A 13,051-nucleotide genomic window follows, 5' to 3' on the forward strand; every position below is an offset into this window, starting at 1 on the left:
CGAGGCTGCCAGCATTATGGTTTATCGAATTTGGGTTATTTCGTTCTTTTTAACTGAATGGCAGGAGTTTCCGCTGTCGCGCGGCTGGGGCCCTGCGATCCATTGCGCCATAAAAAAGGCCGCATGTGCGGCCCTTTGGGGGTGGCGAAGCCATCAGATCGTTTCGGCCGAATCCTCGCCGCCTTCCAGCGCGACCTGACGGATCGACAGGCGGATCTCCGCCGGCAGCACGCGCTTGGCGGCGCCTTCCACCAGGCCGGCCAGTTGCGGGTGATGGCTGAGTTTGCCTTCGCCGTTCTGGCGCAGCACGCCCTGGTCCAGCAGGCTCTGGATGAAGTGGCGGAACAGGCTCTTGTCGAAGAATTCCGGGGCGTTGAGGCCATGCAGGATCGACAGGCGCTGGGCCATGACCACACAGAGGTTCTCCAGCTCCTCGGCGGACAGTGCGTACTGGCCGGCGTTGAGCAGCAGGGCGGTGGCCATGTAGAAGCGCTGCAGGGTCTGCACGATGGCGCGGGCCAGCAGGCTGAGCAGCACGTACTGGCGCGAGCTGGGCGCGGGGCGGATGAACATGTCGTCTTCGCGGCGCAGCAAGCCCTGTTCGACGAAGGCGTTCAGCCACTGGTCGATGGCGCCTTCCAGCTCCTCGACCGAGTAGCGAATGAACAGCTCGGACTGCAGGTAGGGATACAGCGCGTGGCTGTAGCGCAGGATCTGCTCGCGGCTCATGCGCGAGCTGCTGAGGAAGAAGCTGGCCAGCAGCGCCGGCAGGGCGAACACGTGCAGCACGTTGTTGCGGTAGTAGGTCATCAGGACGGCGTTCTGCTCGTCCAGGTAGAGGATCTTGCCGAGTGCATCCTTCTGCTCGGCCAGCAGGTCCATGCTCTGCACGTAGCGGATCAGGTCCAGGCCGTTGCCGTCCGGCAGGGTGGCGTGGGGCGAGTAGGGCACCTGACGCAGTAGCGCCAGGTAGAGGTCGAGCACGCGCGCCAGGGCCTGTTCGTCCAGGGCCAGCTTGCTGGTGGAGAGCAGGGCCAGGGCCACCAGGTTGACCGGGTTGATCGCCGCCGCCTCGTTCAAATGCTGGGCCACCTTCTCGCCGAGGCGGTTGGTGGTGGCGTTCAGCCAGTCCGGGCGGAACTGCTCACCGTGATCCTGAGTGCGCCAGCCGGGCTGCTCGTGGTCGAGGAAGTCGGCCAGCTTGATCGCCTCACCGAAGTTGACCCGCACGCTGCCGAAGCGCTGCTTACGGATGGCGCCGATGACCTTGAAGATGTCGAAGATCGACTCCTTCTTCTTCGCCGCGCCGCGCAGTTCACCCAGATAAGTGCGACCCTCCAGCACGCGCTCGTAGCCGATATACACCGGCACGAAGGCGATCGGCAGGCGGTTGGAACGCAGGAAGCTGCGCAGGGTGATGGCCAGCATGCCGGTCTTCGGCTGCAGCGTACGCCCGGTACGCGAACGGCCGCCCTCGACGAAGTACTCGACCGGGAAACCCTTGCTGAACAGGGTGTGCAAGTATTCGTTGAACACCGCGGTGTACAGCGGGTTGCCCCTGAAAGTGCGGCGCATGAAGAAGGCGCCGCCGCGTCTGAGCAAGCTGCCCACGACCGGCATATTGAGGTTGATGCCGGCGGCGATGTGCGGCGGCGTCAGGCCGTTGCGGAACAGCAGGTAGGACAGCAGCAGGTAGTCGATATGGCTGCGGTGACACGGCACGTAGATGATCTCGTGGTCGTGAGCCAGGTCGCGTACCGCCTCCAGGTGGTTGACCTGGATGCCTTCGTACAGCTTGTTCCAGAACCAGCTGAGCACCACTTCGAGGAAGCGGATGGCGGTGTAGGTGTAGTCCGAGGCGATCTCGTTGCCGTAGTGCAGAGCCTTGGCCTCAGCCTTCTGCAGGCTGATGCCCTCGCGCTCGGCTTCCTCGGCGATGGCCTGGCGCACCAGCGAGTCATGCACCAGACCCTTGACCAGGTTGCGCCGGTGCGACACGTCCGGGCCGATCACCGCGGCCTTCTGGTTGCGGAAGTGCACGCGCAGGATGCGTTGCACCATGCGCAGGGTGCGTTCGCGACCCTTGCCCTGGTCGAGCAGTTCGCGCAGGTGGATCGGCGCGGCGAACTGCACGCGAGTCTTGCGCCCGAGAATCAGGATGCTGACCAGCTTGCGCAGGCGCCCGGTGACGGCCCAGGAATCGGCGAACAGCAGCTTCCACGGGCTGGTTTCGCGGTCCGGTGACTGGCCCCAGAACACACTGACCGGAATGATCTGCGCGTCGTCCAGTGCCTGCTCGTCGAGGCTGGCGAGGATGCGCTGCAGCGCCGGCGGGGCGCCGCGCTTGTCATGCCCGCCGAACCAGCTGGGCTCGCGGGTCAGGTAGAAGAAGCCGGCCGGCTCCAACTGGTCGCCGATCGCCACCGGCAGTACCGGGCGCGGCAGGCCGGCCTTGCTGCATTCGCGGTCGACCACCGCGAGGTCCGCCGCCGAGGGCTGCTGCAGCACATAGAACACCGGTTTGGAGCGATCCAGGCGCAGGTTGAAGGACGACTGGTTGATGGTTTCCGAGCGGACCCAGAGAAACAACAGGCGGCGAAGGGCGCCAAACGCGAGGCGGCGGAACGGGGAGCGGGTCATACGGGCTCTTGACGGCACTAAAAGCGAGCAGTTGCTCGGGGGCGCTAGTGTGCCGCAAGCGCCGCCCCGCGGCAAAACCGAAACGATGGGCGCGAATTTGCGGAACATGCCGAAACTTTCCCCGGCTACCGCGGTCTTGCATAGCCGTCGACCCACTACTTATAGTCCGGCCGGCATTTGTCAGGCCCGCAGTTGTATCGCAGGCTGCGGGCTTCCATCGCGATGGTGAGAGGCCATGATAGAAATAAGAAACCTGACCAAGCGTTTTCCGGGGCACACGGCCGTCGACGGCCTCAGCTTCAACGTCCAGCAAGGGGAAGTGCTGGGCTTTCTCGGTCCCAACGGGGCCGGTAAATCCACCACCATGAAGATGCTCACCGGCTTCCTGGCGCCAACCTCGGGAACGGCGAGCATTCTCGGTCACGATGTGCAGAGCGATACGCTCGCCGCGCAGCGCCTGATCGGCTACCTGCCCGAAGGTGCACCCTGCTATGGCGACATGAGCGTGCGCGGTTTCCTCGAATTCATCGCCGAAGTTCGTGGCTATCGCGGTGCCGAGAAGCAGCAGCGAGTGCAGCGTGCGGTGTCCCTGGTGGAACTGGAGAAGGTGCTGGAGCAGAGCATCGAGACCCTGTCCAAGGGCTTCAAGCGCCGCGTCGGCCTGGCCCAGGCGATCCTGCATGATCCCAAGGTGCTGATCCTCGACGAGCCCACCGATGGCCTCGATCCCAACCAGAAGCATCAGGTGCGCCAGCTGATTCAGAGCCTGGCCAAGGACAAGATCGTCATCATCTCCACCCATATCCTCGAAGAGGTCTCGGCCGTGTGCACCCGCGCCGTGGTGATCGCTGGCGGCAAGCTGGTGGCCGATGCCACCCCGCTGGAGCTGGAGAGCCGCTCGCGCTACCACCAGGCGGTGACGCTGGTCGGTGAGGGTGAACTGGATACCGAGGCGCTAGGCGCGCTGCCGGGTGTTGCGGGCGTCGAGCGCAACGAGCGCGAGCACAGCATTACCCTGCTGGCCAAGCCTGGCGAAGTGATCTTCAGCCAGGTCAACGAGCTGATCCGCCAGCGCGGCTGGCAGGTCAAGGAACTGGACGTGGAGCGTGGCCGCCTCGATGAGGTATTCCGCACCCTGACCCGAGGAGAAGCGGCATGACGCAGTTGCCGGTCATCTTCAAGCGCGAGCTGCGCAGCTACTTCGCCACTCCGCTGGCGTACGTGTTCATCCTGATCTTCCTGGTGCTGTCCGGGGTCTTCACCTTCTACCTCGGCGGCTTCTACGAGAGCGGTCAGGCGGATTTGTCGCCGTTTTTCAACTTCCACCCCTGGCTGTACCTGTTCCTCGTGCCGGCCATCGCCATGCGCCTGTGGGCCGAGGAGCGCAAGTCCGGCTCCATCGAGCTGCTGATGACCCTGCCGATCACCCGTACCGAGGCGGTGCTGGGCAAGTTCCTCGCGGCCTGGGTGTTCGCCGGTATCGCCTTGTTGCTGACCTTCCCGATGATCATCACGGTCAATTACCTGGGCCAGCCGGACAACGGCGCGATCTTCACCGGCTACTTCGGCAGCTGGCTGCTGGCGGGCTCCTACCTCGCCATCGGCTCGTGCATGTCGGCCCTGGCGAAGAACCAGGTGATTGCCTTCATCCTCGCCGTCAGCGCCTGCTTCCTGTTCATCGTCAGCGGCTTCCCCATGGTGCTCGACGCCCTGGCCTGGGCGCCGCAGTGGGCCATCGACGCGGTGTCCTCGCTGTCCTTCCTGACCCGTTTCGACGCGATCAGCAAGGGCGTGATCGACCTGCGTGACCTGCTCTATTTCATCTCCCTGATGGCCGCCTGGCTTGCCGCCACCGCCATCGTGGTCGATCTGAAGAAGGCTGACTGACGATGAAGAAACTGATGTATTCCGGCGTCGGCCTGCTGCTGATCGCCGTGGCCTTCCTGGCCTTCAACATGCTCACCAGCCTCGGCCTGGGCAATGCCCGCCTGGACCTGACCGAGCAGAAGCTCTACACCATCTCCGAAGGCACCGAGCGCATCCTTGGTGAGCTGGACGAGCCGATCAACCTGTACTTCTTCTACTCCGACAAGAGCGCCCGTGACCTGGCCGTGCTGCGCAACTACGCCACCCGCGTGGAGGAAATGCTCAAGGCCTACGAGCGTGCGGCGAACGGTAAGATCAAGCTGCACATCGTCGACCCCGAGCCGTTCTCTGAGGACGAGGACAAGGCCGCGGCCTTCGGCCTGCAGGCCGTGCCGGCGAGCCAGAACGGCGACTCGATCTACTTCGGCCTGGCCGGCACCAACTCGGTGGACGACAAGCAGGTGATCCCGTTCTTCCCGCTGGACCAGGAAGAGTTCCTCGAATACCAGATCAGCCAGCTGGTGCAGGGTCTGGCCAAGCCGCAGAAGCCGGTGATCGGCCTGCTCAGCGGTTTGCAGATCAACGGCGGCTTCGACATGGCTGCGCGCCAGCCCACCGCACCGTGGATGGTGATGGAGGAAATCCGCCAGCTGTTCAAGATCGATAGTCTCAAGGCCGGGGTCGACAAGATTCCGGACGAGGTCTCGGTGCTGCTGCTGGTGCATCCGAAGAGCCTGCCGCAGGCGACGCTCTACGCCATCGACCAGTTCGTCCTGCGCGGCGGCAAGCTGCTGGTGTTCGTCGATCCGTTCGCCGAGGCCGACAACGCCGCGCCGATGATGCCGGGCGACGAGATGGACAAGGCCAGCGACCTGGAGCCGCTGTTCAAGGCCTGGGGCCTGCGCATGGTGCCGAACAAGGTCCTCGGTGACGGCTCCTACGCACTGTCCGTGGGCATGGGCCAGGGCCAGCGGCCGGTTCGCCACGCCGCCTGGCTGGCGCTGCCGCAGCGTGCCATGAGCCAGGATGACGTGGTCACCTCCGGCCTGGAGAGCATCAACGTCGCCACCAGCGGCATCCTCGAACAGGTGGAGGGCGCCAAGACCCAGTTCACCCCGCTGCTGCAGAGCTCCGAGTACGCCATGCCGTTCGATGCCGCACGCTTCGCCATGCTGGCCAACCCGGAAGAGCTGATGCGCGACCTCAACCCGACCGGTGAGCGCTATGCGATTGCTGCACGTATCAGCGGCCCGGCGCAGTCGGCATTCCCCGACGGCATCGAGGGGCAGAAGGATGGTCTGAAGTCCGCCGATAACATCAATGTTATCGCCGTGGCCGACACCGACCTGCTGGGCGACCGCATGTGGGTGCAGGTGCAGGACTTCTTCGGCCAGCGCGTGCCGCAGCCGTTCGCCGACAACGCCGGCTTCGCCATCAACGCACTGGACAACCTGTCCGGTAGCGATGCACTGATCAGCGTGCGTTCGCGCGGCCGCTTCAGTCGCCCGTTCGAGGTGGTCGAGGCGCTGCAGCGCGAGGCCGAGGCGCAGTTCCGGGTCAAGGAAGAAGACCTGCAGAAGCGCCTGGCGGACACCGAGCAGAAGCTCGCCGCCCTGCAGCAGCAGGACCCGAGCAAGCCGCTGGAGCTGACCCCCGAGCAGCAGACCGCCCTGCAGCAGTTCGTGGCCGAGAAGCTGCGCATCCGCAAGGAGCTGCGCGAGGTGCGCTTCCAGCTCAACGCCAATATCGAGGACCTCGGCCGTACCCTGAAACTGGCCAACATCCTCCTGGTACCGCTGCTGCTGACCCTGGGCGTGCTGGCCCTGTGGCTGTGGCGTCGACGCAAGTCGGCCTGATGCAGGCAGGGGAGAGGGCATGGCCCTTTCCCCTGTGCTTCTCCCCCCGTATTCACCGACTCCTTGATCGAGGAGAAACACGCTTATGAATCGCAAGACTCTGATCATCCTGGCAGTGCTGGTGGTGGCGCTGTTGGCCGCCTGGCATTTCACCCGCGAGGCCGAGCAGCCCCAGGCGCTGCCTGAAGCGCAACGCTGGTTGCCGGAATTGCAACCGGCGCAGGTCGAGGCCATCGAGGTGCAGCGCGTGGGCCAGCCGCTGGTGCGTCTGCAGCGCAAGGAACAGGGCTGGGTGCTGCCGGCCAAGGCCGACTACCCGGCCAACCAGGGGCTGGTGGCTGGCGTGCTCAAGGCTCTGGGCGAGGCGCGCAAGGTCGAGCCGCGTACCAGCAACCCGGATCTCTACGGTCGCCTCGGCCTGGCCGAGCAGGGGGAGGCCAATCAGCAGGCGGTACGCCTGAAGCTGGAGCGTGGCGAAGCACCCGCGCTGCAACTGTTGATCGGCAACCCCGGCCAGCAGGACGGGCAACTGGTGCGCGGTGCCGGTGAGGCGCAGAGCTGGTTGGTCAGCCAGCGCATCGTACTGCCGGCCACCGAGTTGGATTGGCTGGATCGACGGGTGACTGTGATGCCGTTCAGCGAGATCAAGACGTTGCAGGTGGTGCACGCCGACGGTAAGCAAGTGCAGCTGTTTCGTGACAAGGCCGAAGAACCCAACCTGCAGGTGCGCGACCTGCCCAAGGGCGGCAAGCTGGCCTTCGACGGTGCCGCCGACGGCATGGCGCGGTTGTTCGCCGACCTGCAGTTCGCCGACGCTGCACCGCTCGACCAGCTGACCTTCGACGGCAAGCCGAGTCTGACTTTCAGTCTGCAAACTTTCGCCGGTAACACGCTCGAAGGGCGCTTCTACACCAAGGCCGATCAGCACTGGTTGCTGCTGGAGCAAGGCAGCGATCTGCCGGCTGCCGAGCTGCCGGGACGCAGCGATTGGGCCTACCGTGTCGAGCCGTATCAGTACCAGAGCCTGGCCAAAAAGCTGACCGATCTGCTCGCGGAAAAGCCCTGAGAACAGGCTGCAAGCCTTGTGTGACGGGGCTTGCAGCTGGCCGAAAATATCCCTTGGCACGGCGAACACTTGTTTTATACTCGACCGGCGGTCGTATCAGGGCGTCATTCTGAGCGCCGTCCCAGTCTCGTTGCTGTGGTCGGAAAGAAGAACGTTCGCGCCGAACCGTCGAAGCCCTGCGGGGCAAAAAATAAAATCGAGAATCGAGGGAAGTGGTAATGGCTGATCGTGAGGTCGGAACCGTCAAGTGGTTCAATGATTCCAAGGGGTATGGCTTCATTCAACGCGAAAGCGGTCCGGATGTGTTCGTCCACTACCGCGCCATCCGTGGCGAAGGTCACCGCTCGCTGATCGAAGGTCAGCAGGTGGAGTTCTCCGTGATTCAGGGCCAGAAAGGCCTGCAGGCGGAAGACGTGTCCAAGGTCTGAAGACCCGCGCGGTTAAAACAAAAGGCCCGTCGAATGACGGGCCTTTTGTTTTGGGGCCTTTGTAGGAGGGGCCTTGTCCGCGAGCGTCTTAGTCGGTTTGCCAGATAAATTCCTGCGTGCCCTCGGCGTTGACCTTGATCCACAGGTCGGCGTTTTCCTCGCCCTGTTCCTCGCTCCAGCCACCCGGCGCGCAGCGCACTTCCACGCCCAGGGCGGCAAAGGCGGCTTCGGCGCAGGCGACGTCGTCGGCCCAGGGCGTGGCGTCGCTTTCCAGCAGCAGGCTGTGCCACTTGCCCACGGCCTTGGGCAGCCAGGTCACCGGTACATCGCCGGCGTGGCACTTGTAGGTCTGGCCGCGCTGCTGCCATTCGCTGCAGGGGCCGATGGCCTCGCTCAGCCACTCGGTCATGGCCTGCTGGCTGGCGTCCTTGAGGTAGATCTCGATATCGGGTTGGCGCATGGCGGTCAGTCCTGGTCCTTTACGATCCAATCGTAGCGAATGGCGACGGTAACTTCGAAGTCTTCGGCGATCACCGCGGCGCGGCGCTCGGCGCTGGCGCGCCAGCCGTGTGGGGTCATGGCCAGCAGGTCGGCGCGCGCCTGGGCATCGGCCAGTTGCAGGGGAAAGCTGAGCGTCTCGCTGTGGGCCAGGTGCATGCCCTCGGGAATCAGCTCCAGGTGCTTCTGGTCGTCGTAGTCACGCACTTCGTCGTACAGCTTCTGCCGTAGTTCCATCAGGTGCGTGCGGGTCGGTCCCATGCGCAGCAAGCCGCCACCAGGGGCGAGCAGGCGTTTGGCTTCGGCCCAGTCCAGCGGGCTGAATACGCTGGCGAGCAGGTTGCAGCTGGCATCGGCCAGGGGCACGCGGGCCATGCTGGCGACCATCCAGGTCAGTTGCGGGGCCAGGCGCGCGGCGCGCTTGACCGCCTCGCGGGAGATATCCAGGGCATAGCCGCGGGCATCGGGCAGGGCCTGGGCCAGCTGTGCGGTGTAGTTGCCCTCGCCACAGCCAATATCCAGCCAGCTGGCCGGTTGGCGCTCGGCGGCCAGTTCGGCCAGACGTCCGGCCAGCGGCGCATAGTGGCCGGCGCCGAGGAAGCGGCGGCGGGCTTCGACCATGGCGGCGTTGTCGCCCGGGTCGCGGCTATTCTTGTGCTGCACCGGCAGCAGGTTGTAGTAGCCCTGGCGGGCACGGTCGAAGCTGTGCCGGTTGCTGCAGGCCAGGCCGCTTTCGCTGGTGCTCAGCGGTTCCTGGCAGATCGGGCAGATCAGACTCATGCGAGTAGTTTCACCAGCGTCTGGTAGTAGACCTCGGTGAGCAGGTCCAGATCGCTGGCCAGCACGCGCTCGTTGATCTGGTGGATGGTGGCGTTGACCGGGCCGAGTTCTACCACCTGGGTACCCAGGGTGGCGATAAAGCGTCCGTCCGAGGTGCCGCCGGAGGTGGACGGTGTGGTCTCGCGGCCGGTAACGGTCTTGACGCTGGCGGCCACGGCATCGAGCAGGTTGCCCGGTTGAGTCAGGAACGGCAGACCGGACAGCGCCCACTCCAGGTGGTAGTCCAGGCCGTGCTTGTCGAGTATCGCGGTTACCCGCTGCTGCAGGCCTTCAACCGTGGATTCGGTGGAGAAGCGGAAGTTGAACACCGCCTTCAGCTCGCCCGGAATGACGTTGGTGGCGCCGGTGCCGGAGTTGAGGTTGGACACCTGGAAGCTGGTCGGCGGGAAGTAGGCGTTGCCATTGTCCCAGTGCTCGGCGGCCAGTTCGGTCAGGGCGCCGGCGGCCAAGTGGATGGGGTTCTTGGCCAGGTGCGGGTAGGCCACGTGGCCCTGCTTGCCGTAGACGGTCAGGGTGCAGCCGAGCGAGCCGCGGCGGCCGTTCTTCACCACGTCGCCGAGCAGGGTGGTGCTGGAAGGTTCGCCGACGATGCACCAGTCCAGGCGCTCATTGCGCTCGCGCAGGCGCTCGACCACGGCCTTGGTGCCGTGCTGGGCCGGGCCTTCCTCGTCGCTGGTGATCAGGAAGGCGATGGCACCCTTGTGGTTCGGGTGGTCGGCGACGAAGCGTTCCACGGCGATGATCATCGACGCCAGGCTGCCTTTCATGTCCGCCGCGCCACGGCCGCAGAGCATGCCTTCGTCATCTACGCGCACATCGAACGGCTGGTACTGCCAGGCGTCCAGCGGCCCGGTCGGTACCACGTCGGTGTGGCCGGCGAAGCACAGCACGGGGCCTTCACCGCCGCGCTTGGCCCAGAAGTTCTCCACTTCCTCGATGCGCATGTGCTCGACCTCGAAGCCGCATGCGGCCAGACGGCGCATCATCAGTTCCTGGCAGCCTTCGTCCACGGGAGTTACCGAGGGGCGGCGGATCAGGTCGCAGGCCAGTTCGAGGGTGGGGGAGAGGGCGGTCATTGCGGCTCCGGTGCGGCGATAGGCGAAAAGGTCGCCATTCTAAAGCAAAACGGCGACGCAGGGTCCGCAGACGCTGGGCCGCCGTTTCGGCTGGACGCTGTGGATCAGGCTGCGCTGGCGGGCTCCGCCACGTCCTGCTCCTGGGGCTTGGGCAGGGATGACAGCAGCGCCATGCACAGCGCGGCCAGGTAGGGCAGCGACTGCACCAGCAGGGTGGCGACCCAGAACTTGACGTCGGCGTTGCCGATGTCCTGGGCGAAGCCGATGCCAATCGCGGCCCCCCACAGCAGGAGCATGACGAATACCTCTTCGCGGGCCTCGGCCAACGCCACCAGGATGCCGTGGTTGCTGGCCATCTTCGGCGTGCGGAAGAACGGTATGGTCTTGGTGAAGGTGCCGTACAGCACCGCCTTGGCGATGGTGTGCGACAGGGCCAGGCCGGCGATGGCGGCCTGGAACGAGCGCACCAGATCCACCCCTACCGCGCGGCGATAGAGGAACAGGATCTTGCCGAACTTGAAGAAGAACAGGGCCAGCGGCGGGATCGCAAAGATCATCAGCGGCGGGTCGACCCGCTGCGGCACGATGATCATGCCCGCCGACCAGAGCAGGGCGCCGATGGTGAAGAAGATGTTCAGGCCATCGGCGATCCACGGCAGCCAGCCGGCAATGAAGTGGTAGCGCTGGCCGCGACTCAGTTGCGAGCCTTCGCCACGGAACAGGCTGCGGGCGTGGCCCTTCATGATCTGGATGGCGCCATAGGCCCAGCGGAAACGCTGCTTCTTGTAGTCGATGAAGGTGTCCGGCATCAGGCCCTTGCCGTAGCTCTGGTGGGCGTAGGCGGCGGCATAGCCTTTTTCGAACACGCGCAGGCCCAGTTCGGCATCTTCACAGATGGTCCAGTCGGCCCACTTCAGCTCGTCCATCACGCTGCGGCGGATCATGGTCATGGTGCCGTGCTGGATGATCGCATTGCGGTCGTTGCGGGTGACCATGCCGATATGGAAGAAGCCCTTATACTCGGCGTAGCAGAGCTTCTTGAAGGTGCTTTCGTCGCCGTCGCGGTAGTCTTGCGGCGACTGTACCACGGCGATTTTCGGGTCGCTGAAGTGCGGCACCATGTGCTTGAGCCAGTTCGGGTCGACGCAGTAGTCGGAGTCGATCACCGCCACCACTTCGGCATCCGGCGCCGTGTGCGGCAGGATGTAGTTCAGCGCGCCACCCTTGAAGCCCTCGATGGGCGCCACATGGAAGAAGCGGAAGCGCTCGCCGAGTTGCTGGCAGTAGGCCTCGACCGGCTCCCACACCTTCGGGTCCTTGGTGTTGTTGTCGATGATGATGACTTCGTAGTTCGGGTAGTCCAGCGCAGCCAGGGCATCCAGGGTCTGCTTCACCATCTCTGGCGGTTCGTTGTAGCAGGGCACATGGATCGACACCCTGGGCCGATAGGCGCTGTCGCCCAGCACCGGCAGGAAGGCGCGGCGACGCGTGCGCACCCAGGCGGTTTCGGCCAGTTCGTGGGCCTCGGTCAGCAGGACGATGAACACGCCCAGCGCGCCGATGCCGAGCAGGCCGCCGACGGTCAGGCTGAACCAGGTGCTGTACTGCTGGCTGTAGTCGTAGGCGATCCACACCAGGGCCGAGCCGCCGACGAAGGCGACGAAGGTGAGGAAGGTGCGCCCGCGCTGGCGCAGCGAGCTGCCGTCGATCAGCATCAGGGCCAGGGCCAGCAGGCCCATGACCACCGAGGCCACCGCCAGCATGCGCCACTGCGGGATGGCCACCACCGGGCCCTCGAAGGCGAACTTGGGCTGGCGATTGAGGTTGTAGACGCCCCAGTAGGCCCCGACCGAGCCCTCGTCGCTGGCCTTCCACGGCTGGTCGAAGGCTTCGATGACGAAATAGTTGTAGCCCTTGGCGTTCAGCGCATTGACCAGGGTGCGCAGATAGATGGCCTGTTCCGCCTGGTCCGCTTCGGCGCCGCCGCGGGTGCGACCGTTGCTCGGCCAGCCGACTTCGGAGAGCAGCAGCGGCTTTTTCGGGAACAGCTTCTTCAGGTCCTTGGCGCGTTCGAGGACGAACTCGGTGGAGTCCTCCATCGGCACGAATTCCCAGTAGGGCAGCACGTGGGCGGCGATCAGATCGACGTGATCGGCCAGCTCCGGGTGTTCCTGCCAGATATGCCACTGCTCGGAGGTGGTGACCGGGACCTTGACCGAGGCGCGTACCCGGTCGAGGTAGTCGATCAGCGCCGGTGCGGTGATTTCGCGGCGGAACAGCGCCTCGTTGCCCACCACCACGCGCACCACGCTGCGCGACGCGTTGGCGATCTCGATGGCCTTGGCGATTTCCCGCTCGTTGCGCTCCAGATCCGGGCTGATCCAGATGCCCAGAGTCACGCGCAGGCCGAATTCCTCGGCGATACGCGGGATATCGGCCAGTTTGCCGTCCACCGAGTAGGTGCGGATGTTGTCGGTCTGGCGGGTGAGCAGCTCCAGGTCGGCGCGGATCTGCGCATCGCTCGGATAGACGCCGGTCTGCGGGTTCTGCCCGGCGCGGAAGGGGGAAAAGGAGTAGCCGGAGATTTGCTCCGGCCAGTCCGGGGCGCTGACCGGGCGGTTGTACAGCGCCCAGAGGCCGGTGAACAACGCGGCGACCGCGACGATGATCACCAGATTGATTCCGAATTTGCGCGTTGGCATGTTGCTCAGAGGTTCCGTAGGGAGGAACGGGAAAGGCCCGGTGAACACCGGTCGGCGCGCATGCTACTCCGCCGCTCGG

Annotated in this window: 10 protein-coding genes; 5 read left to right on the top strand and 5 right to left on the bottom strand. The window is 65.0% G+C overall.

What is annotated here, in order from left to right; genetic code table 11:
• Positions 1 to 153: 153 nt before the first annotated feature.
• Complete coding sequence (gene plsB, locus AYB31_RS14185) at positions 154 to 2,640, bottom strand: glycerol-3-phosphate 1-O-acyltransferase PlsB (protein ID WP_068829345.1); 2,487 nt, start codon at positions 2,638 to 2,640, stop codon at positions 154 to 156.
• Positions 2,641 to 2,875: 235 nt separating this feature from the next.
• On the opposite strand from plsB, the gene AYB31_RS14190 reads away from it, so the two are divergent.
• The 5 genes from AYB31_RS14190 (at position 2,876) to AYB31_RS14210 (ending at position 7,856) form a co-directional block, all read left to right on the top strand.
• On the top strand, positions 2,876 to 3,799 hold the full coding sequence (locus AYB31_RS14190) for an ABC transporter ATP-binding protein (protein ID WP_068829346.1): 924 nt from the start codon (positions 2,876 to 2,878) through the stop codon (positions 3,797 to 3,799).
• Complete coding sequence (locus tag AYB31_RS14195; protein ID WP_068829347.1) at positions 3,796 to 4,527, top strand: ABC transporter permease subunit; 732 nt, start codon at positions 3,796 to 3,798, stop codon at positions 4,525 to 4,527. The genes AYB31_RS14190 and AYB31_RS14195 overlap by 4 nt, the downstream gene beginning before the upstream one ends.
• 2 nt (positions 4,528 to 4,529) lie before the next feature.
• Positions 4,530 to 6,362: a GldG family protein gene (locus tag AYB31_RS14200; protein ID WP_068829348.1), complete on the top strand. Its 1,833-nt coding sequence runs from the start codon at positions 4,530 to 4,532 to the stop codon at positions 6,360 to 6,362.
• An 85-nt stretch (positions 6,363 to 6,447) separates the two neighbouring features.
• On the top strand, positions 6,448 to 7,428 hold the full coding sequence (locus tag AYB31_RS14205; RefSeq protein WP_068829349.1) for a DUF4340 domain-containing protein: 981 nt from the start codon (positions 6,448 to 6,450) through the stop codon (positions 7,426 to 7,428).
• A gap of 218 nt (positions 7,429 to 7,646) precedes the next feature.
• On the top strand, positions 7,647 to 7,856 hold the full coding sequence (locus AYB31_RS14210; RefSeq protein ID WP_068829350.1) for a cold-shock protein: 210 nt from the start codon (positions 7,647 to 7,649) through the stop codon (positions 7,854 to 7,856).
• A gap of 88 nt (positions 7,857 to 7,944) precedes the next feature.
• Here AYB31_RS14210 and AYB31_RS14215 read toward each other — a convergent pair whose 3' ends face one another.
• The 4 genes from AYB31_RS14215 to AYB31_RS14230 all read right to left on the bottom strand — a co-directional run bounded on the left by AYB31_RS14215 (position 7,945) and on the right by AYB31_RS14230 (position 12,972).
• Complete coding sequence (locus AYB31_RS14215; protein WP_068829351.1) at positions 7,945 to 8,316, bottom strand: hypothetical protein; 372 nt, start codon at positions 8,314 to 8,316, stop codon at positions 7,945 to 7,947.
• A 5-nt stretch (positions 8,317 to 8,321) separates the two neighbouring features.
• Positions 8,322 to 9,134 (bottom strand): putative RNA methyltransferase, encoded by an 813-nt coding sequence (locus tag AYB31_RS14220; RefSeq protein WP_068829352.1) that lies wholly within the window; start codon positions 9,132 to 9,134, stop codon positions 8,322 to 8,324.
• A complete protein-coding gene (gene dapE / locus AYB31_RS14225; RefSeq protein WP_068829353.1) occupies positions 9,131 to 10,270 on the bottom strand; it encodes a succinyl-diaminopimelate desuccinylase in 1,140 nt (379 codons plus the stop codon). The genes AYB31_RS14220 and dapE overlap by 4 nt, the downstream gene beginning before the upstream one ends.
• Positions 10,271 to 10,374: 104 nt before the next feature.
• On the bottom strand, positions 10,375 to 12,972 hold the full coding sequence (locus AYB31_RS14230) for a glycosyltransferase (protein ID WP_068829354.1): 2,598 nt from the start codon (positions 12,970 to 12,972) through the stop codon (positions 10,375 to 10,377).
• Between the last annotated feature and the right edge of the window lie 79 nt (positions 12,973 to 13,051).

This window comes from Pseudomonas sp. BMS12, from assembly GCF_001592875.1.
GTDB lineage: Bacteria > Pseudomonadota > Gammaproteobacteria > Pseudomonadales > Pseudomonadaceae > Aquipseudomonas.